We start from the raw sequence: 25,690 nt of genomic DNA on the forward strand, positions 1-25,690 counted from the left end.
CGTTCGCGTCACGGCGCGAGCGTCACGTCACATCACGGCTGGCGGTTCTGCGTCGCGGAAGTCGGGCACGCCGGGTCCTTGCCCCAGTGGTTTTCGCACACGCGCCAACGGCAAAGCTGATCCTCGAAGAAGCCGCGCTCGCCGCACGCCTTCACGCGCGCGGCAAGCGACGCATCGGCCGATCCGGTCGCCGCCGCCGCGGCCATCTTCGGCGTCGCGTTCGACTTCGCCGCCTCGCCGGACTTCGCCGCGCCCGCCGGCTTCGTTCGCGCGACGAGCGCGGCAAGCAGATCGGCGTCCGGATCGTCTTTCCCGTTCTTCTTCGCGGCGGCCTCGTGGCGCGCCTTCTTCGCCTGCGCAACTTGCGCGGCCTGAGTCTTTTCGTGGCGCTTGCGCGCAGCGGCCTCCGCTTTCGCGTGCGCCGCATCCTGCTTACTCTGCTTCGCGGCGGTGCTCTTCGCGGCGCTCTTCTCCACGCTCTTCGCCGGCTTTGCGGCTGCAACCGCGACCGCGGCGGCCGTCGCACCTGCGGCGGCCCCGGTCGTCGGCACGTCGGATGCGCCGTTTGCGAGCGCGCGCGACAGGCGGCTCTCGCTCACCGCCGACGCCGCGGCAGCCGGCTTCGCATCGCTTGCGATGCTGTCGTCGTTGACAATCGTCGCGGGTTGCGGCGCGGGCGCCTGCGCGATCTGCACCGCGCTCGCCGGCACGGCGTGACTCGCGGGCACCACGGCGGCGGGCGCCGACGCCGCCACTTCGGCCGATTCAATGGAAGGCTGCTGCAATCGCCATGCGCCCCAACCGGCTACCGCGACGACGGCGAGCGCGACGAGCGCGATCGGCCCTTTGCGCGAACGCGGCGCGTTTTCGGTCTGGGGGGAGACGCGGCCTTCGAGATTCGCGAGAATACGCGAGTTGTTCGCGCCGCTTCCTTTGCCGGCATCGGAAGAAAGCAGGCTAGGCGGGGCTTTCGAATTCGAATCGTCCGGCGCGCTCATTCAGTGTCTCGTTGAATCCTGGTTTAATTCGCCGCAATAATATTGTCCCGGCCTACGCGGAAGCAGGCCTGATTCTAAGATCAAGCATTGCAAATTACAATCGATTCCATATTCCGGGGTTTTCTTTGATTGCCGTCGTTCTAGTCGCCTATTTCACCGTCGCTGTCTTCGCTGCGGCGCTGCTGTTATTGCCGGCAGTGCGCACGACGGTTTTCGATTCGGTCGCCCAATTCCACGGCCGAATCAGCCGGCGCGCATCCGATCGCGCGGCCCGTGCGCGCGAACATCTCGCGCAATCGGCAAAAATGTCGCGCTCGACCTTAAGCGGCATGCAAAATTTACTAGTGCGGCGGCGCTTGCTGATTGCGACCACGACAGGTATTCTTGCGACGCCTCCATTGATTGCTATCGCGTTACGCGGTCGGCAACTATTCCAATACGACGACACATTGCGCGTCCCGGACGAGAAAATCGCCGCGCTTTTAAAAGGCGAGCAGCTCGTTCCGCCGCTGCCGCTGCCGCCAGAAGTCTTCGCCACCCGCGAGGTCGAGCAGGTCAGGCCCGCGCTGAAGGACGCAAGCCGCGATTGGAATTTGCTCGATACCGATTTCAGAACGCGCCTGTTGCTCGTCTACAAGATCATGCGCGAACAGCACGGCTATGAAATGGCGTTGCTCGAAGGCTATCGCAGCCCCGAGCGGCAAAACCGATTGGCGCAGATGGGCAGCAACGTCACCAACGCGGCGGCGTTCCAGAGTTATCACCAATACGGACTGGCGGCCGACAACGCGTTCCTGCGCGACGGCAAGCTCGTCATCTCGGAAAAAGATCCGTGGGCCATGCGAGGCTATCAGTTGTACGGACAAGTCGCCGAAGAGGTCGGCTTGACCTGGGGTGGCCGATGGAAAATGATGGACCTCGGACACGTCGAATACCATAAGCCCGGCTTCAAGCTCGGGCGCTCGTCCGCTCGATAAAGGACGAGCAGTAAATAATGAGGGCGGCATGGGGCTACCAGACATCGCGACGGGATCACAATCCGGCATTCGCTCGAGCGGCGCGCGCCGCGCGACGCGCGCATCGCGCGCGAGCGCACCGTCGCCCGCTCCGCTGCGGCGGCTTTTCCTCTCCCCAAACGCATGCGCGACAACGTGACGTCATCCAACGCCGTCACGCTTGGCCGTGCGCGCGGCGCCCACGTTTCGCGCCGTCGCCGCATTCGCCTGTATCGAATCTGAATCGCACCGGAACCTGAACGTCCTATGCAACGCTTCCTCAACGTGTTGACTCACCCTCGCACGCTCACGATCGTCGGCTTCGCCGCGCTCGCGGCGGTTCTGTTCATCGCGGCCGATGCGCTACAGATCGGCTTCGTATGGGCGGCCGGCGCGCTCGCCGTCGCGCTCGCGCTCTGGCTCGCGACGAAGCTCTGGCGCCGCTCGCGCGTGCGCCGCGCGAATCGCCAGCTCGGCGACATGCTCGAGCAGCAGGCCGAAACGGGCAAGGTGTCCGCCGCCGTGGCCGAGCCCGCCAAGCGGGCGGACCTCGACGTGCTGCGCACCCGCCTTGCCGACTCCGTGAAGACGATCAAGACCTCGAAGATCGGCCAGGTGTCGGGCGGCTCCGCGCTGTACGAACTGCCGTGGTACATCGTGATCGGCAACCCGGCCGCGGGCAAGAGCAGCGCCGTCATCAACTCGGGGCTGCAGTTTCCGTTCGCGGACAAGAACAGCGCGGTGATCCACGGCATCGGCGGCACGCGCAACTGCGACTGGTTCTTCACGACGGAAGGCATCCTGCTCGACACCGCGGGCCGTTATTCGGTGCACGAGGAAGACCGCAGCGAATGGCTCGGCTTCCTCGATCTGCTCAAGCGCTATCGTCCGAAGGCGCCGATCAACGGGATCATCGTGACGGCGAGCATCGCCGAGCTGACGGGCAACCGTCCCGAATTCGCGATCAACCTCGCGAAGAACCTGCGCCAGCGCGTGCAGGAGCTCACCGAGAAGCTCGAAGTGTTCGCGCCCGTCTACGTGATGTTCACGAAGGCCGACCTGATCACGGGCTTCACCGAGTTCTTCAGCAGCAGCGACCGCCAGGAATACGACCGCGTGTGGGGCGCGACGCTGCCGTACGAGCCGGACGAGAAGCGCGATGTCGTCGCGCTGTTCGATCAGCGCTTCGAAGAGCTGTATGACGGGCTGAAGGAGATCAGCGTCGCGCAACTGTCGATCAGCCGCGGCAACAAGCTTTCGCCCGGCCAACTGAGCTTCCCGCTCGAATTCTCGACGATCAAGCCCGCGCTGCGCTCGTTCCTCGCGACGCTGTTCGAGGACAACCCGTTCCAGTACAAGCCGATCTTCCGCGGCTTCTATTTCACCAGCGCGTTGCAGGAAGGCGAAACGAACAGCGCGGCCGCGCAGCGGATCGCGAACCGCTTCGGCCTTGATTCGCAAAGCCTGCCGAAGCCGCACAGCGCATTCTCGAAGAACGGCTTCTTCCTGCGCGACCTGTTCTCGAAGGTGATCTTCGCGGACCGCCAGACAGTCCGCCAGTTCGCGAGCCCGACGAAGACGCGCGTGCGCTACGCGACGTTCTTCGGCTTCGTCGCGGCGCTCGCGCTCGCGCTCGGCGGCTGGACGTGGTCGACGATCGGCAACCAGCAGCTCGTCTCGAACGTGCAAGCCGACCTCGACAACGTGACCCGCCTGCAGCAGAACCGCAACGACCTGCAGTCGCGCCTGCAGGCGATGGACATCCTCGAGGACCGGATCGAGCAGCTCGAGCAGTTCCGCCGCGACAAGCCGCTGTCCGTGTCGCTCGGCCTGTATCAGGGCAACCGGCTCGAGCAGCATCTGCTGACCGAGTACTACAACGGCGTGCGGCAGATCCTGCTCGCCCCCGTGTCGGACAACCTCGCCTCGTTCCTGAAGGACGTGAACGCGCACCCGGACCAGCTCGCGCCGATGACGCGCGCCCCGGAATCGGGCGCGACGCCCGCAGGCCCGATGCCGGTGTCGGCGAATCCCGCAGCTGCGCCGGGTACCGCCCCCTCCCCTGCCGTCGCGCCGAACCAGCAACAGGGCGGCCTGTATAACGACGCGTCGCCGACCAACGTCGAGGACGCGTACAACGCGCTGAAGACCTACCTGATGCTGTCCGACAAGCGGCACGTCGAGCAGGCGCACCTGACCGATCAGGTCGCGCGCTTCTGGCGCGGCTGGCTCGAGACGAATCGCGGCAACATGCCACGCGACGAGATGATCAAGAGCGCGGAGCGGATGATCACGTTCTACCTGTCGCGCGTGTCCGACAACGATTGGCCGATGATCGAGGCGAATCTCGCGCTCGTCGATCAGACCCGCGAGAACCTGCGCCGCGTCGTGCGCGGGATGCCGGCCCGCCAGCGCGTGTACGAGGAGATCAAGGCGCGCGCGTCGACCCGCTTCGCGCCGATGACGATCGCGCGCATCGTCGGCGAAGGCAACACGGGCCTCGTCGCGGGCAGCTATGCGATCCCCGGCACGTTCACGCGCGAGGCGTGGTTCCAGTACGTGCAGCCGGCGATCCGCGACGCCGCGACCAAGGAGCTGCAGGCGAAGGACTGGGTGCTGAACACCGCGTCGGCCGACGATCTGACGCTCGAGGGCAGCCCCGAGCAGATCCAGAAGACGCTCGTCGCGATGTACAAGACCGAGTACGCGCAGCACTGGCAGAAGTTCATGCAGGGCATCGCGGTGCAGGGCTTCGGCAACTTCACGCAGGCCGTCGATGCGATGAACAAGCTCGGCGACCCGCAGGATTCGCCGATCCGCAAGGTGCTCGAGACCGCGTACGACCAGACCTCGTGGGACAACCCGTCGCTCGCGAACGCGACGATCAGGAAGGCGCAGACGGGCGTCGTGAACTGGGTCAAGCAGTGGTTCACGCGCCAGCCGGGCGGCCAGATCGCGGCGAACGTCGACATCAACGGCAATCCCGCCGACGTGCCGATGGGCCCGATCGGCCAGGAGTTCGTCGGGCTCGGCCGGATCGTCGCGACGCACGACGGCACGTCGATGCTCAAGGGCTACATGGACACGCTGTCGAAGGTCCGCACGCGCTTTAACGTGATCAAGAACCAGGGCGACCCCGGCCCCGGCGCGCGCCAGCTGATGCAGCAGACGCTCGACGGCAACGGCTCGGAGCTCGCCGATTCGCTGAAGTTCGTCGACGAGCAGATGCTCACGGGCCTGACCGATTCGCAACGCAAGTCGCTGCGCCCGCTCCTCGTGCGTCCGCTGATGCAGGCGTTCGCGGTCGTGATCCAGCCGGCGAGCGTCGAGGTGAACAAGGTGTGGAACGCGCAGGTGTACCAGCCGTTCCAGAACTCGCTCGCGAACAAGTATCCGTTCGCGGCGGGCGCGAAGGTCGAAGCGGGCGCGGGCGAGATCGCGCAGGTGTTCGGCCCCGACGGCTCGATCGCGAAGTTCGTCGGCGCGACGCTCGGGCCGCTCGCAGTGCGCCGCGGCGACACGCTGTCCGCGCGCACCTGGGGCGACATGGGCCTCGCGCTCACGCCGGATTTCACGAGCGGCTTCGCGCGCTGGGTCGCGCCGCTCGCGGGCGGCGCGGCGACGAGCGCCGCCGGGTCGTCCGAACCGCAGACCGTGTTCCAGGTGCTGCCGCAGCCGAGCAGCGGCACGACCGAGTACACGATCGCGATCGACGGCCAGCAACTGCGTTACCGCAACACGCCGCCGCAATGGACGAACTTCGTGTGGCCGAACCCGCAGGGCTCGCCCGGCGCGACGCTGTCCGCCACGACGTTCGACGGCCGTACGGTGCAGCTCGTCAACGAGCCGGGCCGCTACGGTCTCGAGAAGCTGATCAACTCGGCGCAGCGCAAGCGCCGTGCGGACGGCACGTTCGATCTGACGTGGACGCAAGGCAGCGTCAGCGTGTCGGTGACGATGCGCATCATCAGCACGTCGCAGCCGACTGGCGGCGGCGGCGATCAGCCGCAGCAGCAGAGCCTGCGCGGCCTGCGCCTGCCGTCGTCGGTCGCCGACGCGAGCGCGGGCGGCGCGGCCAACGCAACGGCGCAGCCCGGCTCGGGCGGCACGGCCGCGGCCCCGCAGGCCGCCGTCGCGACGGCTTCCGCATCGAATGCACAGGGGGCGCAATGACGCAAACGGTCCAGGCCCAGATCGCCTACTTCGGCAAGATCCCGTCGCGCGGCGACTTCGTGAAGAGCGCGCACAACCCGCAGTTGCTGCAGACGCTCGACCACTGGATCGCGCGCGCGATGGAGCTCCTCGCAGACGACCCGCGCTGGAAGATCGTCTACGAAAGCGCGAAGCCGATGCACTTCGCGTTTCTCGGCTCGAAGAGCCGGCTCGCGATCGCGGGCCACATGATCGCGAGCCACGACGCATCGAACCGGCGCTTCCCGTTCCTCGCCGCGACGGCGCTCGAAGTCGAGCGCCCGCTCACGTTCCTCGCGCGCAGCCCGCTCGCGTTCGCGCGGCTCTGGTCGCGCGCCGCCGCGCAGATGCAGTCGCTCCTCGGCCCGCAGGAGCCGCCCGGCGCGCTGCAGGCGCTCGGCGACACGCAGGTGCCGATCGACACGGGCGGCCCCGGCAGCGCGCACGACGGCACGTTCAACGATTTCGTCGAGCACCAGACGCTCTTCGGCCTCGAGCAGATGCTGCTCGCGAGCGGCCATCCGGTGAAGCTGCGCGGCGCGATGCTCGCGCTCGGCTCGCTGCTGCGCCCGGTGATGCAAAGCGGCACGTCGCACATCGAGCGCGGGCTCACGCTGCCGCTGCCGACCGATCCGTTCTACCGGAGCCTCGTCGCCGCATTCTGGCTCGAACTCGTCGCGCCGTTCGTGTCGCGCGCCGACTTCGAGCTCGCGATCTTCATCGGCACGATCGCCGAGCGCGAGCGGCTCATCATCGGCTTCAACGGCGCGTCCGCGAAAACCCTGCACAGCGTGGTCGATCCGCAGACTTACGCCGAACACAACATCGACATCGACGATCCGGAATGGATCGACGCACATGCGCAAAACGACCATGGGATCAGCAAGCTCGTCAGTTATCTCGAACAACCGCAACTGTCGCTGCGCGTGGGCATCGACACGTTCCGCGAAGCATTCACGGGAGCGTGACGCGATGACGAAGCCGCGCCTGCCCTCCCGCCGCGCTTCCCGTTTCGCGCTCACGCTCGCCGCGCTCGCGCTCGGCGGCGCGCTCGGCGGCGCCGCGCGCGCCGACAACGTCGGCCCCGCCACCGTCACGCCGATCGACGCGGGCGGCGTATCCGTGAAATCGACGCCGCTCGCGGCGCCCGGCGCCGCGGCGAACGGCACGGGCACGGGCGCGATCGTGTCGTCGCCGCCGCCCGCGAACGCGGCTCCGGGCCAGGTCGTCGCCGGCGGCAAGGTCGCCGACGAGGCGACGAAGGCCGCCGTGCTGCAGCGCCTGCGCGACACGTACGGCGCCGCGAACGTCGTCGACCAGATCGAAGTCGGCAACGTCGCGACGCCGCCGAACTGGTCCGCGAACGTCCAGAAGCTGATCGGCCCGCAACTGAAGCAGATCAGCAAAGGACAGCTGAAGATCGACGGCACGCAGATCGACGTGAAGGGTGAGGTGCACAACGAGGCGCAGCGGCAGCAGCTCGCGAGCGACATGGCCAACGCGCTGAACCCGACCTACATGATCAAGAACGGGCTGCGCGTGAGCGCGTCCGAGCAGGGTCTGCTCGACCAGACGCTCGCGAACCGCACGATCGAGTTCGAGACCGGCAGCGCGACGCTCACGCCGCAAGGCCGCACGATCCTCGACCAGATGGCGGGCGCGCTCGCGAAGATGCCGAACCGGACGGTCGAGATCATCGGCCACACCGACAATTCGGGCAATCGCGCGTCGAACATCGCGCTCAGCCAGTCGCGCGCGGACGCGGTGAAGGGCTACTTGGTGACGAAGGGCATCGCGTCGCAACAGCTGACGACGACGGGCGTCGGCCCCGACCAGCCGATCGCGTCGAACGACTCGGCCGACGGGCGCGCGCGCAATCGCCGGATCGAGTTCCGCGCGGGGCAGTAAGCGGCGCGAACGGCGTGCGGCGCGCCGCACGCCCACCCCGTGCCGACGGCGTCCACGAGCGACATCGTCGACATCGGCGATATTGGCGTCCTCGCCGCACGGTCGATACGACATCTGAAAAAAAGCGACGCAGCGGCCCCTCGGGGCCGCTGCGTCGCTTTTACGTTTTTGCGGCCGGCCCACGCGGACCGGCCTGCGCTCACGCGTTGTCGTCCGGCTTCAGGCCGAGCAGCTCGCGGATATGCGCGAGCGAGCCGTCGTCCTTGACGACCGACGCGAGCCATTGATGCAGCGGCATGTCGGCCCACTCTGCCGCCTTGTCGGCGAGATACGCAACCGGGCTGTGCGGCTCGGTTCCGCGAAAATACTTTGCGACCGCGCGCAGTTGCTCGACCGCTTGCGCGCGATTCTGGATGCCGGCGATCACGATCGGCGCGGGCGCGGACGGCGCGTGTGCGTGTCTCTGCACGGGTTCCTCCGAATGAAGCGGCGTCCTGAAGCTCGGCTCCGCGCGCTCGCGCGATGCGTCCTGCGCATTCGGCGCGACGCCCCGCGGCTGCGCATCGGCCGAGTAGCCCTGCTCCTTCGCGAAACGCTCGGCAAGCCGGTAGACGGTTTCGTACGCATCGCGCGCCTGACGGAAGCTCGGCGCCGCGTCGCCCGCGCGTTGGTCGAGTTCCTGCTCGAGCGCGTCGAGCGCCGCCTGGAACGTTTTCAGTTCGCCGAGCAGCCGCGCGTAGAACGCAACGGGTGTCATCCGCTTCGACGCCTCGATCTGCTCGACCGACGGCTTGCCGCGCGCGATCTCGTTCGCCTGCTCGGGATCGCGCCGGATCGCCTGCGCGACGTGTTGCGCAACGTCCCAGTCGAGCTCGCTGAACGCGTTCGACGCGCCGTCGGTAAGCGGCACCGCGCGCAGCAGCGCGACCGTGCGCCCGGCGAGCCACGCGACGTTGCCGAGCCGGTATTCGGCATCGTCGCCGTCCGGCAGCGGGTGTACGTGATCCCAGAATTGCCGGCAGAGGTTCGTGAGCAGTTCGTAGCCCTGCGTGAGCCCGCCGATGCCGTCCTCGAGCGCGAGCGCCTCGGTCAGCCATACGGCGAGCCGCAGGTCCTTGGTGCGCTCGCGCAACAGCGTGCTCGATTGCTCGACGACGAAGCCCCAGTCCGCCTCCTTGATGTCGGTGATCCATTCGCCCTGGTCGAGCGACGGATCGTCGAACTTGCGCGCGTGCTGGATCGCGTCGAATTCGGCGGAGAACAGGAGATCGTCGCCGCAAGGCGACGCTTCGCTGATCGGCGTCAGCAACTCGGTAAGGTTGATCGGCATGGTCGAATGCTATGTCAGTGCGTTGCGGCGTCCATCGTTGCGTGAAGACACGCGCGGCGCGTGACGCGCGCGCCGCGCGCCGGCCTTACTCGACCGTGTACTCGAACTCGCCCGTCTCGGCCGCGCGCGCGGCGATCCGCGCGATCGCCTCGCCGTCGGCGATCCGCGACAGCACGTGCTCGGCGATCTCGGGCAGCAGCGTGCCGTTCAGGATGTGATCGACGTTGCGCGCGCCCGAATCGACTTCGGTGCAGCGCGCGAGCACGGCGTCGACAAGCGACTCGTCCCATTCGAACGCGGCCTTGTGGTTCGCTTCGATCCGGCGGCGAATCCGTTCGAGTTTCAGCTCGATGATCTCGGCGAGCACGTCGTCGGAGATCGGATAGTACGGAATCACCTTCATGCGGCCGAGGAACGCGGGCTTGAAGGTCTTGTAGAGTTGCGGGCGCAGCGTCTCGGCAAGCGTCTCGGCATCGGGCAGCTCTTCCTGCGTCTTGTTCAGGCACGCCTGCATCACCGCCGGCGAGCCGACGTTCGACGTCAGGATGATCAGCGTATTGCGGAAGTCGATCTCGCGGCCTTCGGCGTCGTCCATCGCGCCCTTGTCAAACACCTGGAAGAACATTTCGAGCACATCCGGATGCGCCTTCTCGACTTCGTCGAGCAGCACGACCGAGTACGGATTGCGGCGCACCGCCTCCGTCAGCACGCCGCCCTCGCCGTAGCCGACGTAACCGGGCGGCGAGCCCTTCAGGCCCGACACGCTGTGCGCCTCCTGATACTCGCTCATGTTGATCGTGATCATCTTGCGTTCGCCGCCGTACAGCACGTCTGCAAGCGCAAGCGCGGTCTCGGTCTTGCCGACGCCCGACGGCCCGACGAACATGAACACGCCACGCGGCTTGTTCGGGTCCTCGAGGTTCGCGGTCGCGGTGCGCACGCGCTGCGCGATCGCGTCGAGCGCGTGGTCCTGGCCGATCACGCGCGCACCGAGCAGATCGCGCAGATTGAGCACGGTCTCGATCTCGTCCTTCACCATTCGTCCGAGCGGAATGCCCGTCCACGACGCGACGATTTCCGCAATGACGTGGCCATCGACCTGCAGCGGCACCATCGGCTGGTTGCCCTGCAGCGCACGCAACGCATCGACGCGCTCGGCGAGCTTCGCGCGCGTCGCGTCGATGTCGGCCGGCCGACCGTCGGCCGACGGCTCGCGCGCGGCGTCGAGCTCGGCGCGCAGCGCGCCGATTTCGGTCACGAGCGCGCGCTCCTCTTCGTAGCGCGCCTCGTCTTCGGCCAGCGCCTTCAGATCGGCCTCGCGCTCGGCGCGCAGCTCGGCAAGGCGCTCGTCATGCGCGGCGCCGCTCGCGGCTTCACGCTCGAGCGCCGCGATCTCCGCGTCGATCCGCTCGATGCGCTTCTTCGCGTCGTCGATTGCGGCGGGCGTCGCGCTGTGCGCGAGCGCGACCTTCGCGCACGCGGTGTCGAGCACGCTGATCGCCTTGTCGGGCAGTTGGCGGCCGCTGATGTAGCGATGCGACAGCCGCACCGCCTCGGTGATCGCATTGTCGAGAATGCGTACGTTGAAGTGCTGCTCCATCAGCCCCGCCATCCCGCGCAGCATCGCGGCGGCGAGCGGCTCGCTCGGCTCGTCGATCTTCACGACCTGGAAGCGCCGCGCGAGCGCCGCATCCTTCTCGAAGTACTTCTTGTATTCGCTCCACGTGGTCGCCGCGATCGTGCGCAGCTCGCCGCGCGCGAGCGCCGGCTTCAGCAGGTTAGCCGCGTCGTTCTGGCCGGCCTGCCCGCCCGCGCCGATGATCGTGTGCGCTTCGTCGATGAAGAGGATGATCGGGTGCGCGCTCTTCTTCACTTCGTCGATCACGCTCTTCAGGCGATTCTCGAACTCGCCCTTCACGCTTGCGCCCGCCTGCAGCAAACCCATGTCGAGCACGTGCAACGCGACGCCGGAAAGCGGCGGCGGCACGTCGTCGGCCGCGATCTTCAGCGCGAGCCCTTCGACGACGGCCGTCTTGCCGACGCCCGCCTCACCCGTCATGATCGGATTGTTCTGCCGGCGGCGCATCAGGATGTCGATCGCCTGGCGAATCTCCGCGTCGCGGCCGATCACCGGATCGATCTTGCCTTCGCTCGCGCGCTGCGTGAGGTTCGTCGTATACGTGTCGAGCGCCGGCGTCTTCGACGGGCCGCGCGGCGAGTCCGCCGCCGCGCCGTCCGGCACCGCGATGTCGGCTTCCGCTTGTCGCGGCTCGGTCTCGATCGAGCCCGCCGTGATCTCGTCGAACTTGTGCTTCAGGTCATCGATTCTCACGCGCGCGAACTGCGGCGACATCCGCTGCGCGAACTGCGCGAGATCCGGCCCCGTCAGCAGCGCGAGCAGCAGGTGGCCCGAGCGAATCCGTCCGATCTGCGAATCGAGCGACGCGATGAGCCACGCCTGCTCGAACAGCTCGGTCAGATGCACCGAGAACACCGGCGTACGCGTGTTGCCCGCCTTCAGGCCTTCAAGCTCGCGCTCGAGGTCCGCGCGCAGCGCGTGCGGATCGACGCCGCTCGCGCGCAACACGAGCGGCACGTCTCCGGTCGATTCGTCGAGCAGCGCGAGAAACAAGTGCTCGAGATCCACTTCGTAGTGACCGCGTGCGAAGCAATGGCTGGCGGCGCGTTCGGCGGCCTTCCGGCACACCGGATTCAGTTTCGCGATCAGGGTCTTCAGGGGCGTGCTCATCGGTTACGGTCCACTCAGGTTCGATCGTTGTTATCAATGAATGACGTGCAGTTCGTAGCGTGCGTCGGCGCGATCACGCTCGGCTTCACGCGTGCAGAGAAACGCATCCCAGCCGAGCCGCGCGCCCACGCCGAGAACGCTCGCGCCGACCTCCGCGCGGCGCAGCACGAGCGACACTTCGTACTCGAGCGTCACGCCGGCGAGCAGCGTCAGCATTCGCTCGAGTGCGATCGCGCGCTCCTCGCCGGGCAGGAACGCCTCGTAGTCGCGCTTCGTCAGCGGGCCGACGACGAGCCTCGCGCGCATGTCGCGCTGCCATACGCGTTCGCCGACGAGCGCCGTCGCGCCGAGCGTCACGTTCACGTCGCCCAGCACGCTCAGTTGATCGGACGGCACGTCATACCACTTGCCGACGAACTGCTCGATGCGGATCGGCACGCCGAAATACTCGGACAGCGTGCGCTGCAGATACGCGGCCGACACCGGCCGATGCCGCGCGGCGAGCGCATAGCCGGCGATCGCTTCATCGAGCAGCGCGCCGCGGCCCTGCTGCACGGTCGAGCGCGCATCGTCGTTCGACACGCCCGCGAGCGCGAGCAAGAGGGGTAAATAGCGCTCGTCGCGATCGAGCTCGTAATGCAGCGGCAAACGGTACTTCTTCCACGCCGAGTAGAACAGCGCGGTCGCGCGGTTCGAGAAGACATCGAAGAATGCGCGCGCCGCGTGATCGCGCTTCAATTGCTCGCGCGCGATGATCTGCTCGGTGTAATGCAGCGGCAGCGCGCCCTGGCCGCCCAGCAGCCCGAAGAACGCCGGCGTGAGCTCGACGCGCGACAGCGCGCCCGCCTCGAGCGCCGCGTTGCGCTGCGAATCGTCCTTCAGCGCGTCGCCCGCTGCGTCATACGATTGCGCGCGCTCGATCTCGCTCGGCGGAAAGCCGAGCGACAGCGTATTGCGAAAACCGATCCGCCGCGCGACGATCTCGCCCGGCCGGCTCGCAGCATGGCGTTGCGGATGGCGCTTCGCGAACCAGGTCTCGAGCAGCCGCACTGCCTGGAAGAACTCGAAGCGATGCGGCTCGTCGAGCAGCCGCTCGACTACGCCAGGATCGATTCGCCGCTGCGCGGTTTGCATCGCATGATCTCCTCGCCGGTGCGCTTGGACACGACGATCAGTTGAACAAAGCTGTTGAGGTGCACGTACAGTCCGAAGAATGCGTCGATCATCCGCACGAACGTCGCGAGGCTCGAACCGACGAAATGCTCGTCGTCGATCGCGAGCCGGATCTCGACGCCGCGCACGAACGTCGCGAACGGCTTGCCCGGCAGCCACTGCACGGCACTCTTCTGCTCGATGCCGACGATCCCGTCGATGTGCCGCGTCGACACAGCGGAACGTCTCAGATCGTACAGCACGAGCACCTCCTTCAGCGCGGCGAGCCCCTCTTCGGCAAGCGAAACGTGATTGAGCGCGAGATGCGACACGAGCCGCCAGTGCGCGGCGTGGCCGCGCTCGAAGCGCGCGCTCGGCGTCGGCCGGCGCAGCAGCGCGATCGGGCCGGGCTGCGCGCCGCCGTCGATGAAGAGATCGCCGCCGTCGAGCCCGGTCGCGAGCGCCGCGGGCAAATCGCGGTTCGTGCAGGTGAGGTCGAGGCTCAGCGTGTCGGTCTGCGGCGCGCCCGGCTCGAAATCGACATCGACGATCGAAATCTCGGTCTCATAGCCGGGGCTCTTGCGCGCGACATCGTCGTTGCGGCGCGCGAACCAGTAGTGGCCGGCCTGCGCCGCCTCGCCGTGATGCAGCGAGTAGAACGACCGAAACTCGACAACCGTTTCGCGATCCGCGCGCTGCCGCACGAGGTGCACCGAATCGATCGAATAAACCTCGTACGCGAACGCGCGGCGCGCATCGCCGATCACCGGATAAGACACCGCCCGATGGTCGACCCGGATCGGCTCGCCGTGCTGGCGGAACAGGTTCACGACCGGCGTGCAGAACAGCCGAAAGTGGCTCGCGCTCAACAGATCGAGCAGCCGCGCGACGTGCGAATCGCTGCGCACGTCGCGCAGCGCGACGTGCAGCGTCAGTTGCCGGCAATGCCCGGCGCGCCGCGCGAGCACGCCCAGGTCGAAGTCGACAAAGTTGAATTTGTCCGGGAATGCGAAGTATTCGGTCAGCAGCCTATAGGCCGGGTGCGAACGGGCAGGATAGTCGATCAGCGCGTCGGTCTCGTCGAATCCCGCGTGCTCGAACGGTGTCTTGCCGAGCGCGATCCAGCGGCCGCTGCGATCGGGCTCGACGTAGCAGGCGAGCGCGTGCGCGAACAGGCAATCAGTCAGTGCGGCGACGAACGACTGCTCGCCGTGCAGATGCGCGCGCAGCTTGCCGAGCTTCAGCGCCGCAAGGTCGAGCTGCGGCGACGTCGATTCGAACGTGATCGAGATCACGCCTGTCGCGTTGCCGGGCAGCGCGGCCGCGGCGGGCGCCGCGGCGATCGATCCGTAGCGGGCATCGGCGAGCCGAATCGGCGCGAGCGTCACGTCGTACGCGGTGCGGAACCGGCACTGCACGCCTCGAATCGCGCGGCTCTTCAACTCGGTGCCGCGCTCGACGACCTGCGGCTCGGTCAGTTCGGCGAACGCATGCGACGCGCCGAACTGCGCGATCGAGCATGAAGGGAACGGCCGCAAATAATGCGGATAGAGGACTTCGACAAGCGCTTCGGTGAATTCGGGATACTCGTCGTCGAGCTTCTTGTTGATCCGCGCGCCGAGCAGCGCGAACGATTCGATCATCCGCTCGACGTGCGGGTCTTCGCAGTGCTCGCCCGTCTGCGCGAGGCGCGCGGCGATCTTCGGGTACCGGTTCGCGAATTCGAGCGAATAGCGCCGCAGAAACGACAGTTCGCGTTCGTAATACGGCAACAACTCTTCCATCTACGATCCCCGAAACCTTGATGCTCTTCGTGCCGGACCTCTCACTGCCGCGCGGCACCCGGCGGCTCACGCGATACGGCTCACACCTTGGCGGCGCGCGAGCGCGTCACCGAGTATTGCAACGTCGACGGCTGCAGCATCGCATCGAAGGTCACCGGCTCCTCGGCGGGATGCACGACGAGCAGCGCCTGGATCGCGAAATAGAGCGCGTTCGTCGACTGCTCGTTCAGCTCGAACGTCACCTGCACCTGCTGCAGCCTCGGCTCGTGCCGCGCGATCGCCTGCTGAATCGACTTGCAGATGAACGTGCGGTCGTAGTGGCTCGCGAGGCTCAGGCCGGCGAAGTCGTTCAGCCCGTAAGTCAGCACCGAGCGCTGGCATTCCGGCAGCGCGGCGAGATCTTCTTCGGTCAGCGCGATGCGCGTGTTGAGGATCGCCTCGACGTCGCGCGCGACCGTGTTCTTCAGTTCCTCCAGCGACAATTGCCGCATCGCGGCGGGCGCCGGCACATGCGGTTCGTCGTCGAACAGCTTGTCGAGGAAGCTCGGTTCGAAGCGTTTCATCGGGCTCCAAGCAAAACGGGAACGAGGCACGCGCCGTGCCCCGTTCCCGCGCCGAACTTAGACCGCGTAGGTCTTGTCGTTCTTCGTGAGGCTCCAGGCGCCCTGCGTGTTGCCGCCCTGGTTGCCGCCGATCTTCTGCTGGGTCTGCTTCCACTGAACCGCGGCGTACTTCAGCGAGAAGGTCTCGAGCGGCAGGCCTTCGTTGTGCACGCTCGGCGCGATGCTCGAGATGATCACGTACTTCAGCTTGATCTCGAGGTACTTGACGCGCTGGCCTTCGCCATCCGCGCGCAGGAAATCGACCGTCACCTCGTCGAACGTGGTGCCGCCCGACGCGTGCTGATACAGCAGCGGGCTCGACGAATCGATTTCCTTCGTGAACACCATGTCGCCGTGCTCGCAACGCGTTGCCGTGTGGCCGCCCGCGGTCGACGCGGTTGCCGAACGCGGCTGAACGATCGAGTGATCCCAGGATTTCAGTTCGATCCAGCCTTCGTGGTCCTTGTCGGCGGACTCGCCCTTGATGGCGGGACTACCGAACTTCAAATGCATATGTAACATGGTCTTTCGACTCCCCAAAGAGGTGGTTTTAACGTCCTACCCAGGCGGCCCGCCCGGGCGATCTCAGCTCGCTTATGAATTTGCCGGTTTGGGCAGATCAGCGACAAGGCGCAGAGAAATCGACAACTCGTCGAGCTGGAAGTGCGGACGCAAAAACGCGACCGAACGATACGCACCCGGCTTGCCCGGAATCTCTGACACTTGTACGGAGGCCTCGCGCAGCGGGAACTGCGCTTTCTGTTCCTGGGTCGCGTCGTCGTCGAGCAACACGTACTGCGAGATCCAGCGATTGAGGAACGTTTCGACATTCTGTGCGGACGCAAAGCTGCCGATCTTGTCGCGCATCATCGCTTTCAGGTAATGCGCGATGCGCGATACCGAAAAAATGTACTGCAGCTGAGCGGACAGGACGGCGTTCGCATTGGCGCTGTCGGTGCTGTATTTCTTGGGTTTCTGCACCGACTGCGCGGCGAAGAACGCGGCGTAATCGGAATTCTTGCAATGCACGAGCGGGATGAAGCCGAGGTCGCTCAGCTCCTTCTCGCGGCGATCGGTGATCGCGATCTCGGTCGGGCACTTCAGCGCGATTTCGCCGTCGTCGGTCTTGAACGTGTGCGTCGGCAGATCCTCGACGAGGCCGCCGCCTTCCACGCCGCGAATCGCCGCGCACCAGCCGAAATCGTCGAACGCGGCCGTCAGGCGCGCGGCAAACGCCCACGACGCGTTGCACCACAGGTACTTGTCGTGATCGGTGCCGTCGACGTCCTCGACGAAGTTGAAGCTCTCCGCGATCGCGCCGTCCTTCGGATTGAACGGCAGGCGGCCGAGGAAGCGCGGCAACGTGAGGCCGACGTAGCGCGAATCCTCGGAATCGCGAAACGACTTCCACTTCGCGTATTCGACCGTGTCGAACACCTTGCCGAGATCGCGCGGCTTGCCGAGATCGGCGAACGATTCGAGGCCGAGCAGCTCGGGCGCCGCCGATGCGATGAACGGCGCGTGCGCGGCCGCCGCGACATGCGACATCTGCTCGATGAAGTACTGATCCTCCGGCTGGCGCGAGATCTCGTAGTCGCCCACCAGCACGCCGAACGGCGAGCCGCCGAACGTGCCGAATTCTTCTTCGTACACCTTCTTGAAGAGCGCGCTCTGATCGAACTCGGTCGCATTCTTGAAGTCGCGCACGAGATCGCGCTTCGGCGCGTGCAGCGCCTTGATCTTGATCGTCGAGCCGGTGTTGCTTTCCTTCACCAGATAGTCGAGCCCGCGCCACGTGCTCTCGAGACGCTGAAACTCCGCCGCGTGCATCACGGCCGAGAGTTGCGACGAAATCAGGCGGTCGAGCTCCGCGACGCGCGCGTCGATCGTCGCCGACAGGTTGTCCGACACGACCACCGTGCCGTCGAGCACCTGATTGACGAGTTCGCCGATCAAATCCTTCGCGCGCGCATGCTCGGATTCGGATTTCGCGACCTTGCTCTTCTCGACGATCTCGTCGAGCAGCGAGGACTCCGTGCCGACTTGAGCGCCGGTCGATTGGGCCGCAGCCGTTTGCTGGTTCATTTCACCACCCCGTTACTCATTCGCCCTGCTTGTCGCCGCCGTCCGCGCCCTTCTTCAGCGCTTCGAGCTGCTGCGTGTTCGACAGCACTTCGCTCAGCAGGTCTTCGAGCTTGTCGTTGCCGGCCAGCTTGTTGCGCAGGTCAGCGAGCTTCGATCGCGCCTCGAGCAGGCGCCGCAACGGCTCGACCTGCCCGACGACCTCGTCCGGATTGAAATCGTTGATCGATCGGAACTTCAGATCGACCGCGAACTTGCCGCCCGCGTCGCTCAGACGGTTCTCCACCTGGAACGTGGCGCGCGGCTCGATCGCCTTCATCACGTCGTCGAAGTTGTCGCGGTCGATGTTGACGAACTTGCGATCGCGCAGCTTCGGCTGCTCGACTTCCGACTGCCCCGCCAGATCGCCGACGACCCCGACGACGAACGGCAATTCCTTGATCTCGATCGCGTCGCCCCGTTCGACTTCGTACGTGAGCTGGACGCGGGGCGGCCGCACTTTCTGCAAGCGCTTTTGAATGCTTTCTTTCTTCGCCATCGACGGCTCCCGGTTGGTGTGTGGATCGAGCGCGGCTTAACGCAGTGCGCTGAACGGATCGCCGCCGGCCGCCTTCGCGGGCGCCGACGGAGCTGCAGACGGCGCCGCGGTCGGAGCAGCCGGCGTGGCGGGCGGCGCGGGCGGCGGCGCGGGTGCGGCGGCCGTCTCGCTTTCCGCGGCGCGCGCAACTTCACGCACGTGCTTCGCGCGGCGCACGAAGCGGCGCTTCTTCACGACAGGCTTCGTCGCCTGTTGCTCGGGCGGGAACAGCGCGGCCTCGCCGAGCGTGTCGCGCAGTTGCTTCGCGAGCGCTTGCGCGTCGGACTTCGCGTCACCCGCGAGCGACGAATCCTGACGCAACTCGCCGAGCGATTCGGTCGCGATGCGCAGGCCGGCGACGGCGAGCACGCTCTTCGCCTGGCGGTCGGTCTTGTCGCGTTGCAGCGCTTCCTGCGCGGCGACGATCGCCTGACCGTAGTGACCTTGCTGGAACTGGATCTGCGCGATCCGGGACCACGGCTCCTCGCGCGTCGGATCGGATTTCGCGAGCTCCTGGTAAAGGCCGATCGCGCGCTCCTGATCGCCCGCCTTCGCCACCGCGTCGGCATCGGCCAACGACTTGTTGAACACTTCGGCGCTCGGCGGCGTCGGCTGCGAGGCGCAACCGGCAATGATGCCGCAGGCCAGCACTACCCCAGAAAGTTTTGCGAAGAGACGGTCTTTCATCGTTTATATCCCCGGCGCGGGCGTTTTAAATCGTTGAGAATTCGTGATTTTGCTTTGCTACAAGCGCGCGGGTATAGTACCGATCAATTTTTCATAATTCAATCTTCGCGTGAAGAGCGGCCGTTTTAAAAGCAGTGCGGCGCGCCGCCTGACGCGCCACGCAAACTCCGGGGATCACCGTGTACCGCTCCCATTGCAATTATTGCCGCAACGGAATTCGATTTCACTCAATCGGTGGAAAATTTTTCCGAATAACACGGCATTGCCGGCAGTCATCCGGCATTTGAAGTCGCAGACGTTTTTGTGCAGCCAAATCGGCAACGCAACTGATAGTTTTGACAGGGAGCAACGGGCGCCGCGCCCGGAAAAATCGATGAATCCGCTTGTGACTCGTTACGCGTTGCCGCTCGCCGCCTGCATTCTGCTCGGCGGCTGCGCGGCCGCCGTGCCGCTCCTCGGTTCGGCGGGCAGCGCCGCGCTGCAGATGGTGGGCATCGGCAAGCCCGACGTGCCCGATTCGCAAAAGCCGCCGCGCAATCTCGGCCTCACGCTCTACGCCGCGCAGAACCTCAACGCCGCGAACGACAACCGCCCGCTCGCGCTTGTCGTGCGCCTCTACGCGCTGAAAGACCCGACGTCGTTCCAGCAGGCGCCGTTCGACAGCTTCACCGATCCAGCGAAAGAGAAGACCGCGCTCGGCGCCGATCTGCTGAGCGTGCGCGAAATCACGCTGATTCCCGGACAGCGCTACAACGCGACAGAGAAGGTATCGCGCGAAGCGCAGGCATTCGGCGTCGTCGCGCTCTTTCGCGACCCGGCGCTGCAGCGCTGGAAACTGACTTTCGATCCGGCGAAGTCCGAGAAATCCGGCATAATTATCGGCCTGCACAACTGCGCGATGACCGTGACGGGCGGCACCGTCATTCCTTCGCAGCAGGGCATGCCGACGCAGCGGCTCGATTTGCTTTCGTCGGTGAACTGCGGGTGAAATTCGAGATGACATCAGAAAGTCATCTGACAAAGATTAACGATTCGCTTGCGGATCGCGACGCGAATTAACCGACCAACGGCCCAATTACATTTAAGCGGATTTGACATGAGTTATTCGGCCAAGGTGCTCTGGGGGGAAGGCCTCTTTCTGAGGCCGCAGCACTTTCAGCGGCAGGACGCATACCACGAAGCGCGCCTGTTCGAATCGATTCAGGCGATCCAGCCGTACAACTGGGGCGTGCGTTCGGTGCGGTTCGATCGCGACGCACTCGGCAGCAACGTGCTGCGCGCGAGCGAACTGTCGCTCGTGTTCCCGGACGGCGCGCTCTACTCCGCGCCGCAAGCCGATGAATTGCCGCCGCCCATCGCGCTCGACACGCTGCCCGAAGGCATCAACGAATTCACGTTCTATCTCGCATTGCACCCGCTGCGCGAAACCGGCTCGAACTACGCGGACAGCCGCGACACCGGCTTCGTGTCGCGCTTCGTCAGCGAGCAGGCGAGCGTCGCCGATCATTTCACCGACGCCGCCGAAGCCGACATCATGTTCCTGAAGACGAACGTGAAGCTGATCGCGCACAGCGAGCCGCGCGACCAATTGCTGTCGATCCCGCTCGTGCGCGTGCGGCGCACCGCGACGTCCGGCTTCGAGATCGACGACAGCTTCGTGCCGCCGTGCCTCGCGATCGAGGCGTCGCCGATCCTGCATCAACGCCTGCGGCAGCTGATCGACGCGTTGCAGGCGAAAGTGAATGCGCTGTACGGCTTCCATCGCGAACCGACGAAGAACATCATCGAATTCCGATCGGGCGACATCGCATCATTCTGGCTGCTGCATACGGCAAGCGCCGCGTTCGCGACGCTCGCGCACCTGCATCAGCATTCGGCGCTCCATCCGGAGCGGCTGTTCCAGGAACTGCTGCGCCTCGCGGGCCAGTTGATGACGTTCTCGAAGGGCTACGTGCTCGCCGATCTGCCCGCGTACCGGCACGACGATCCGGGCCCGGGCTTCGCGCGCCTCGATTCGATCCTGCGCGACCTGCTCGAAACCGTGATCTCGACGCGCTACTTCGCGATCACGCTCGAGGAAGTGCGGCCGTCGTTCCATGTCGGGCGGCTCGATTCGGGCAAGATCGACGACAAGACCGCGTTCTATCTCGCTGTGTCGGCCGACATGCCGTCGGTCGAGCTCGTCGATGCCGTGCCCGCGCGCTTCAAGGTCGGCGCGCCGGACGACGTCGACAAGCTCGTGCTGTCCGCGATGCCCGGCGTGCGCCTTGCGTATACGCCGCAGGTGCCGCCCGCGATCCCCGTGCGCCCGGGCGCATGCTATTTCGCACTCGATGCGCGCAGCCCGCTCTATGAGCGGATGCTGCAGGCCCAGTCGGCGATGATCTATGCGCCGTCCGGAATCAACGATCTCAAATTCGAACTGATCGCCGTCACCTCATGAGTTACGCGCCTTCCCTCTTCGGCGGCAACACGCCGCCTCCCGCGCCGCACACGGTGTCGTCGACCGACGCCGGCTTCCAGGCACGCTCGCTCGTCGATCTGCTGTACGACGGCTTCTTCATGCTGTTCCTGCTGAAGAACGGCCGCGAACCGAACGACGCGTCGGAATTCAGCACGCGCATTCAGGAGTTCCTGGGCGAATTCGAGCGCGGCGCGAAGAAGCTCAACATCGCCGCCGACGACGTCTACGCGGCGAAGTTCGCGTTTTGCGCGGCGATCGACGAATCGGTGCTGTCGTCGCAGTTCAAGATCCGCGCGGATTGGGAACGCCGGCCGCTGCAACTCGTGCTGTTCGGCGAACAGCTTGCGGGCGAGAAGTTCTATCAGTACCTCGAAGAATGCCGCGCGCAGGGCGCGGCACGGCTGCAGTCGCTCGAGGTGTTCCATATGTGCCTGCTGCTCGGCTTCCAGGGCAAGTATCTGCTCGAAGGGCCGGAGAAGCTCGCGTATCTGACCGCGCGGCTCGGCGACGAGATCGCGAACATGAAGGGCAAGCGCGCGCCGTTCGCGCCGCATTGGCCACTTCCGGATCAGATCTCGCACCGGCTCAAGCGCGAGGTGCCGCTGTGGGCGATCGGGGCGGTGTTCGCGCTCGTCGGGCTGCTGGCGTTCGTCGGGTTGAATACGTATTTGAAGGACAGCACCGTGCGGGCGCTCGCGCCTTATTCGCAGGTCATCAAGGTTGGGCCGGAGTCGGCTAATTTGACGATTTCGTTGCCTTGATTGGGGAAAGCCCGGCGGATGCCGGATTTTTCACGTCGATAGAAAAGACGGCCGCGAATATCGTTTTCGATGAGCGGCCCGGTAATCCCCCCGCTTTGCACGGGGCTCAGAAGTAGAAACTAAGCGGCCATGACCAGCCGCTGTTTTGGCGTAAATCCGCCCAAGGCCATGTTCGGGCGGTCGTGATTGTAAGTCCACATCCAGTCGGTTGCGAAACGCTGCACGTGGTCCAGGTCGTCCCAGTGGTACGGCGACAGTCATTCGTACCGCACGGTCCGGTTGAATCGTTCGACATACGCATTCTGCTGCGGCTTGCCCGGCTGGATGTAGTCGAGCCTGATGCCGTACTGTCGAGCCTATTCGATGATCGCAGCGCCCAGGTACTCGGGCCCGTTGTCGCACCGAATCGCTTTTGGCCTGCCGCGCCAACCGATGATCTGCCGCAGCGCACGGATCACGCGTTCCGACGGCAATGAGAAGTCGATCTCGATGCCGAGTGCCTCGCGGTTGAAGTCGTCGATCACGTTGAATAGCCGGATGCTGCGTCCGTCGGCCAGTTGGTCGTGCATGAAGTCCATCGACCAGACCTGGTTGACGGCGGACGGCGCCGCCAGCGGCTCTGGTATCGGTGCGTTGTACAAGATCGAAGACGCGATACGCGGCAAACCGCCCGACGAGCGTCGTGCGTATCGAGAAGCACATGCCCGACCGCTTCTCAGTCAGCTTCACGCCTGGCTCGTCGCGCAGCTGATCGGGCCATAGTCCAGGACGCTCGTTTTCCAAGATCAACCACTCATCCAGACTATCGCGTGCGGTAGATAGCGCTAACTCCACTCTTGCCACCAAGTCCTCGGTCAATGGCTCGCGTTGCAACGTTGGAACTGTGCCAATCTGACGCTTCCAGGAAATTTTGCGAATGTGCGCGCCTTGAATGACACCAAGCACACCGATAGCACGCTCACTGCCTGGATTCTTGCGTCCGCAACGAACTTGGTTACCTATGCCTGTATGCCACCAGTCCAACCCTGCCGCATGGACAGCAGTAAGCGAGTCGCCGGTACCGTCTCGACGGTGTGAATGAATGTTGCCAACCGATCTTGCGGATGACGGCCTTCCACGTGCCGGAAGGCGTCTTGACGATGGTTGCCATGTACCTGTTCTGAGAGCTGACTGTACCGAAAATGTACTTTTCAACGCCCAGAAAGCACAAGGGGTTACGTGAAATTCACGTAACCCCTTGATTTTATTGGTGCCGGCTGCAGGACTCGAACCCGCCACCTGATGATTACAAATCAACTGCTCTACCAGATGAGCTAAGCCGGCGTTGAACCCGAAATTCTACCTCATTTCACGATCTTGAGGCGAGGCCGACTGCCCTTCGCGCCTTCGCCGTCGCCATCGACCTTCGGCAGTTCATCCGCAGGTTCATCGGACTCGGATGCCGCCTCGATCACGGCGTCGGGCGCAGCGTGAGTGCCGGCATCGCCTCCCTCTTCCGCCGCAGCAAGCCCGTCGCCGCCCTCGGCATCGCCCGTCTCCGCGACGACATCGACCTGAAACGCCATTCCCTGCCCGTTCTCGCGCGCGTAGATCGCGAGCACGTTCGCAACCGGCACCTCGATCTTGTGCGCCTTGCCCGAGAACCGCGCAGTGAACTCGATCCATTCGTTGCCCATCTGCAACTGGCTCGTCGCCTCGAAGCTGATGTTCAACACGATCTCGCCGTCGCGCACGAACTGGCGCGGCACGCGTGTCGACTTGTCGACCCGCACCGCGATATGGGGCGTATATCCGTTATCCGTGCACCACTCGTACAACGCGCGCAGCAAATACGGCTTCGTGGAAATCTCTTGCATCGCCATCCTCGAACGGGAACGGATGCGGCAGCGCCATGCCGCCGCATCCGTTCCCCAGTCACATACAGCTTAACGACGCATGACCTTTTCGGACGGCGTCAGCGCTTCGATATAGGCAGGACGGCTGAAGATCCGCTCTGCGTACTTCATCAGCGGCGCGGCATTCTTCGACAACTCGATCCCGTAGTGGTCGAGACGCCACAGGAGCGGAGCGATCGCGACGTCGAGCATCGAAAACTCTTCGCCCAGCATGTACTTGTTCTTCAGAAAGATCGGCGCGAGCTGCGTCAGGCGATCGCGGATCGCAAGGCGCGCCTTCTCGTGGCTCTTCTCCGCGGCCTTGCCCTTCTCGTTCTCGAGCGTGCTCACGTGCACGAACAGTTCCTTCTCGAAGTTGAGCAGGAACAGGCGCGCGCGCGCGCGCTGCACCGGGTCGGCCGGCATCAGTTGCGGATGCGGGAAGCGCTCGTCGATGTACTCGTTGATGATGTTCGATTCGTACAGGATCAGATCGCGTTCGACGAGAATCGGCACCTGTCCGTACGGATTCATCACCGCAATGTCTTCCGGCTTGTTGAACAGGTCGACGTCGCGGATCTCGAAATCCATCCCTTTTTCGAACAGCACCAGCCGGCAACGCTGGGAGAACGGGCAAGTCGTGCCGGAATACAGAACCATCATGTTTGCGTTTCCTCAAAAAGCCGAGGGCCAGCGCGTGGAAAAGCCCCTTGCAGGCTCTTCCTTGCGCTGGCCCCACGCCAGTCTCGGCGTGATTACTTGATATCTTTCCAGTAGGCGGCGTTGAGCCGCCATGCGAGGAACGTCAGGACACCAAGGAACAGCAGCACCCACACGCCAAGGCGCTTGCGGGTCTGTTGCGCCGGCTCGGACATCCAGCTCAGGTACGCAACCAGATCGCCGACGGCGGCATCGTAATCCGCCGGCGCGAGCGTTCCGGGTGTCAACTGCTGGAATCCGACGAGCTTGCGCACTTTCTCGCCCGTTTCCTCGTCCGTCTTTTCCTCGAATTTTGCAATGCGCTCCCCCTGAAGCTGCCACAGCACGTGAGGCATGCCGACGTTCGGGAACACGGCGTTGTTCCAGCCCGTCGGGCGCGTATCGTCGCGGTAGAAAGTGCGCAGATACGTGTAGAGCCAATCACGGCTGCGGGCGCGCGCTTCGACGGACAGATCCGGCGGCGCGACGCCGAGCCAGCTCTTCGCGTCTTCCGGCCGCATCGCAACGGTCATCGTACTGCCGACCTTGTCGGTCGTGAACAGCAGATTCTTCTCGATCTCCTTCTGCGAGATACCGAGGTCCGTCAGCCGGTTGTAGCGCATCAGGTTCGCACTATGGCAATTCAGGCAATAGTTTACAAACAATTGCGCGCCATGCTGCAAGGAGACGAGATTCTCCGTGTTATCGGGTGCCCGGTCGAGCGGAAACTCCCCCTCTTGGGCCCGCACGGATACGCTCGTCAGCAGACATGCCGACACAATAAACATTGCGAGCGTCGAAAGCAATTTCTTCATACGAATTCCCCCTTCGCTCACG

20 protein-coding genes, 1 tRNA gene and 2 pseudogenes are annotated in these 25,690 nt (G+C 65.2%); 8 read left to right on the forward strand and 15 right to left on the reverse strand.

Going from position 1 to position 25,690, the window contains the following annotated elements; genetic code table 11:
• Window positions 1–32 precede the first annotated feature (32 nt).
• The gene (locus BTH_RS27250; protein WP_009910677.1) at window positions 33–998 is read right to left on the reverse strand and encodes a hypothetical protein; all 966 of its coding nucleotides are present in this window, start codon (window positions 996–998) and stop codon (window positions 33–35) included.
• Window positions 999–1,123: 125 nt separating this feature from the next.
• Here BTH_RS27250 and BTH_RS27255 point away from each other — a divergent pair, with 125 nt between their 5' ends.
• The 4 genes from BTH_RS27255 (at window position 1,124) to BTH_RS27270 (ending at window position 8,092) form a co-directional block, all read left to right on the forward strand.
• Complete coding sequence (locus BTH_RS27255; RefSeq protein ID WP_025369750.1) at window positions 1,124–1,975, forward strand: M15 family metallopeptidase; 852 nt, start codon at window positions 1,124–1,126, stop codon at window positions 1,973–1,975.
• A gap of 285 nt (window positions 1,976–2,260) precedes the next feature.
• A complete protein-coding gene (tssM, locus tag BTH_RS27260; protein WP_011402549.1) occupies window positions 2,261–6,166 on the forward strand; it encodes a type VI secretion system membrane subunit TssM in 3,906 nt (1,301 codons plus the stop codon).
• Window positions 6,163–7,152: a type VI secretion system-associated protein TagF gene (gene tagF / locus BTH_RS27265; RefSeq protein WP_009888606.1), complete on the forward strand. Its 990-nt coding sequence runs from the start codon at window positions 6,163–6,165 to the stop codon at window positions 7,150–7,152. The genes tssM and tagF overlap by 4 nt, the downstream gene beginning before the upstream one ends.
• Before the next feature lie 4 nt (window positions 7,153–7,156).
• Window positions 7,157–8,092, forward strand: a complete 936-nt coding sequence (locus tag BTH_RS27270) for an OmpA family protein (protein WP_009888604.1) — start codon at window positions 7,157–7,159, stop codon at window positions 8,090–8,092.
• Between the two features lie 199 nt (window positions 8,093–8,291).
• On the opposite strand, the gene tssA is transcribed toward BTH_RS27270, so the two are convergent.
• The 9 genes from tssA to BTH_RS27315 all read right to left on the reverse strand — a co-directional run bounded on the left by tssA (window position 8,292) and on the right by BTH_RS27315 (window position 19,055).
• Window positions 8,292–9,422, reverse strand: coding sequence for a type VI secretion system protein TssA (gene tssA / locus BTH_RS27275; RefSeq protein WP_009888602.1), 1,131 nt, complete (start codon window positions 9,420–9,422; stop codon window positions 8,292–8,294).
• A gap of 85 nt (window positions 9,423–9,507) precedes the next feature.
• Window positions 9,508–12,171, reverse strand: coding sequence for a type VI secretion system ATPase TssH (tssH, locus tag BTH_RS27280; protein WP_009910486.1), 2,664 nt, complete (start codon window positions 12,169–12,171; stop codon window positions 9,508–9,510).
• Window positions 12,172–12,204: 33 nt separating this feature from the next.
• Complete coding sequence (gene tssG, locus BTH_RS27285; protein WP_009888601.1) at window positions 12,205–13,305, reverse strand: type VI secretion system baseplate subunit TssG; 1,101 nt, start codon at window positions 13,303–13,305, stop codon at window positions 12,205–12,207.
• Window positions 13,269–15,107, reverse strand: coding sequence for a type VI secretion system baseplate subunit TssF (gene tssF / locus BTH_RS27290; protein ID WP_009888599.1), 1,839 nt, complete (start codon window positions 15,105–15,107; stop codon window positions 13,269–13,271). The genes tssG and tssF overlap by 37 nt, the downstream gene beginning before the upstream one ends.
• An 80-nt stretch (window positions 15,108–15,187) precedes the next feature.
• A complete protein-coding gene (tssE, locus tag BTH_RS27295) occupies window positions 15,188–15,670 on the reverse strand; it encodes a type VI secretion system baseplate subunit TssE (RefSeq protein ID WP_009888597.1) in 483 nt (160 codons plus the stop codon).
• A gap of 57 nt (window positions 15,671–15,727) precedes the next feature.
• Window positions 15,728–16,231 (reverse strand): Hcp family type VI secretion system effector, encoded by a 504-nt coding sequence (locus tag BTH_RS27300; RefSeq protein ID WP_009906860.1) that lies wholly within the window; start codon window positions 16,229–16,231, stop codon window positions 15,728–15,730.
• A gap of 72 nt (window positions 16,232–16,303) precedes the next feature.
• Window positions 16,304–17,794, reverse strand: a complete 1,491-nt coding sequence (tssC, locus tag BTH_RS27305) for a type VI secretion system contractile sheath large subunit (protein ID WP_009888594.1) — start codon at window positions 17,792–17,794, stop codon at window positions 16,304–16,306.
• 16 nt (window positions 17,795–17,810) lie between these two features.
• Entirely contained in the window at window positions 17,811–18,329 is a 519-nt protein-coding gene (tssB, locus tag BTH_RS27310; RefSeq protein ID WP_009888592.1) for a type VI secretion system contractile sheath small subunit, read from the reverse strand.
• 36 nt (window positions 18,330–18,365) lie between these two features.
• Window positions 18,366–19,055 (reverse strand): tetratricopeptide repeat protein, encoded by a 690-nt coding sequence (locus tag BTH_RS27315; protein ID WP_011402551.1) that lies wholly within the window; start codon window positions 19,053–19,055, stop codon window positions 18,366–18,368.
• A 373-nt stretch (window positions 19,056–19,428) separates the two neighbouring features.
• Here BTH_RS27315 and tssJ point away from each other — a divergent pair, with 373 nt between their 5' ends.
• The 3 genes from tssJ (at window position 19,429) to icmH (ending at window position 22,280) form a co-directional block, all read left to right on the forward strand.
• The gene (gene tssJ / locus BTH_RS27320; RefSeq protein ID WP_025404121.1) at window positions 19,429–20,043 is read left to right on the forward strand and encodes a type VI secretion system lipoprotein TssJ; all 615 of its coding nucleotides are present in this window, start codon (window positions 19,429–19,431) and stop codon (window positions 20,041–20,043) included.
• 108 nt (window positions 20,044–20,151) lie between these two features.
• Window positions 20,152–21,498: a type VI secretion system baseplate subunit TssK gene (tssK, locus tag BTH_RS27325; RefSeq protein ID WP_009888581.1), complete on the forward strand. Its 1,347-nt coding sequence runs from the start codon at window positions 20,152–20,154 to the stop codon at window positions 21,496–21,498.
• Window positions 21,495–22,280: a type IVB secretion system protein IcmH/DotU gene (gene icmH / locus BTH_RS27330; protein WP_009888580.1), complete on the forward strand. Its 786-nt coding sequence runs from the start codon at window positions 21,495–21,497 to the stop codon at window positions 22,278–22,280. The genes tssK and icmH overlap by 4 nt, the downstream gene beginning before the upstream one ends.
• Before the next feature lie 119 nt (window positions 22,281–22,399).
• Here the strand turns inward: icmH and BTH_RS27335 are convergent.
• Window positions 22,400–22,903, reverse strand: a pseudogene (locus tag BTH_RS27335) (IS3 family transposase); the annotation flags it as partial.
• A 1-nt stretch (window position 22,904) separates the two neighbouring features.
• Here BTH_RS27335 and BTH_RS35935 point away from each other — a divergent pair.
• Window positions 22,905–23,030 (forward strand): annotated as a pseudogene (locus BTH_RS35935) (transposase); the annotation flags it as partial.
• 497 nt (window positions 23,031–23,527) lie between these two features.
• Here the strand turns inward: BTH_RS35935 and BTH_RS27340 are convergent.
• The 4 genes from BTH_RS27340 to BTH_RS27355 form a co-directional block, all read right to left on the reverse strand.
• Window positions 23,528–23,603, reverse strand: a tRNA-Thr gene (locus BTH_RS27340).
• 20 nt (window positions 23,604–23,623) lie between these two features.
• The gene (locus tag BTH_RS27345; protein ID WP_011402553.1) at window positions 23,624–24,136 is read right to left on the reverse strand and encodes a ClpXP protease specificity-enhancing factor; all 513 of its coding nucleotides are present in this window, start codon (window positions 24,134–24,136) and stop codon (window positions 23,624–23,626) included.
• A 69-nt stretch (window positions 24,137–24,205) separates the two neighbouring features.
• Window positions 24,206–24,817 carry a glutathione S-transferase N-terminal domain-containing protein gene (locus tag BTH_RS27350; RefSeq protein WP_004185176.1) on the reverse strand — a complete coding sequence of 204 codons (612 nt, stop codon included), beginning with the start codon at window positions 24,815–24,817 and terminating at the stop codon, window positions 24,206–24,208.
• Window positions 24,818–24,909: 92 nt separating this feature from the next.
• Window positions 24,910–25,668: a cytochrome c1 gene (locus tag BTH_RS27355; RefSeq protein WP_009888567.1), complete on the reverse strand. Its 759-nt coding sequence runs from the start codon at window positions 25,666–25,668 to the stop codon at window positions 24,910–24,912.
• Between the last annotated feature and the right edge of the window lie 22 nt (window positions 25,669–25,690).

It is taken from the genome of Burkholderia thailandensis E264, assembly GCF_000012365.1.
Taxonomy (GTDB): domain Bacteria; phylum Pseudomonadota; class Gammaproteobacteria; order Burkholderiales; family Burkholderiaceae; genus Burkholderia; species Burkholderia thailandensis.

Bases quoted from the DNA above. Each gene is read 5' to 3' on its own strand.
- BTH_RS27250 (WP_009910677.1), bottom strand. From the start codon at position 998: ATGAGCGCGCCGGACGATTCGAATTCGAAAGCCCCGCCTAGCCTGCTT.
- tssM (WP_011402549.1), top strand. From the start codon at position 2,261: ATGCAACGCTTCCTCAACGTGTTGACTCACCCTCGCACGCTCACGATC.
- tagF (WP_009888606.1), top strand. From the start codon at position 6,163: ATGACGCAAACGGTCCAGGCCCAGATCGCCTACTTCGGCAAGATCCCG.
- BTH_RS27270 (WP_009888604.1), top strand. From the start codon at position 7,157: ATGACGAAGCCGCGCCTGCCCTCCCGCCGCGCTTCCCGTTTCGCGCTC.
- tssA (WP_009888602.1), bottom strand. From the start codon at position 9,422: ATGCCGATCAACCTTACCGAGTTGCTGACGCCGATCAGCGAAGCGTCG.
- tssH (WP_009910486.1), bottom strand. From the start codon at position 12,171: ATGAGCACGCCCCTGAAGACCCTGATCGCGAAACTGAATCCGGTGTGC.
- tssG (WP_009888601.1), bottom strand. From the start codon at position 13,305: ATGCAAACCGCGCAGCGGCGAATCGATCCTGGCGTAGTCGAGCGGCTG.
- tssF (WP_009888599.1), bottom strand. From the start codon at position 15,107: ATGGAAGAGTTGTTGCCGTATTACGAACGCGAACTGTCGTTTCTGCGG.
- tssE (WP_009888597.1), bottom strand. From the start codon at position 15,670: ATGAAACGCTTCGAACCGAGCTTCCTCGACAAGCTGTTCGACGACGAA.
- BTH_RS27300 (WP_009906860.1), bottom strand. From the start codon at position 16,231: ATGTTACATATGCATTTGAAGTTCGGTAGTCCCGCCATCAAGGGCGAG.
- tssC (WP_009888594.1), bottom strand. From the start codon at position 17,794: ATGAACCAGCAAACGGCTGCGGCCCAATCGACCGGCGCTCAAGTCGGC.
- tssB (WP_009888592.1), bottom strand. From the start codon at position 18,329: ATGGCGAAGAAAGAAAGCATTCAAAAGCGCTTGCAGAAAGTGCGGCCG.
- BTH_RS27315 (WP_011402551.1), bottom strand. From the start codon at position 19,055: ATGAAAGACCGTCTCTTCGCAAAACTTTCTGGGGTAGTGCTGGCCTGC.
- tssJ (WP_025404121.1), top strand. From the start codon at position 19,429: ATGAATCCGCTTGTGACTCGTTACGCGTTGCCGCTCGCCGCCTGCATT.
- tssK (WP_009888581.1), top strand. From the start codon at position 20,152: ATGAGTTATTCGGCCAAGGTGCTCTGGGGGGAAGGCCTCTTTCTGAGG.
- icmH (WP_009888580.1), top strand. From the start codon at position 21,495: ATGAGTTACGCGCCTTCCCTCTTCGGCGGCAACACGCCGCCTCCCGCG.
- BTH_RS27345 (WP_011402553.1), bottom strand. From the start codon at position 24,136: ATGCAAGAGATTTCCACGAAGCCGTATTTGCTGCGCGCGTTGTACGAG.
- BTH_RS27350 (WP_004185176.1), bottom strand. From the start codon at position 24,817: ATGATGGTTCTGTATTCCGGCACGACTTGCCCGTTCTCCCAGCGTTGC.
- BTH_RS27355 (WP_009888567.1), bottom strand. From the start codon at position 25,668: ATGAAGAAATTGCTTTCGACGCTCGCAATGTTTATTGTGTCGGCATGT.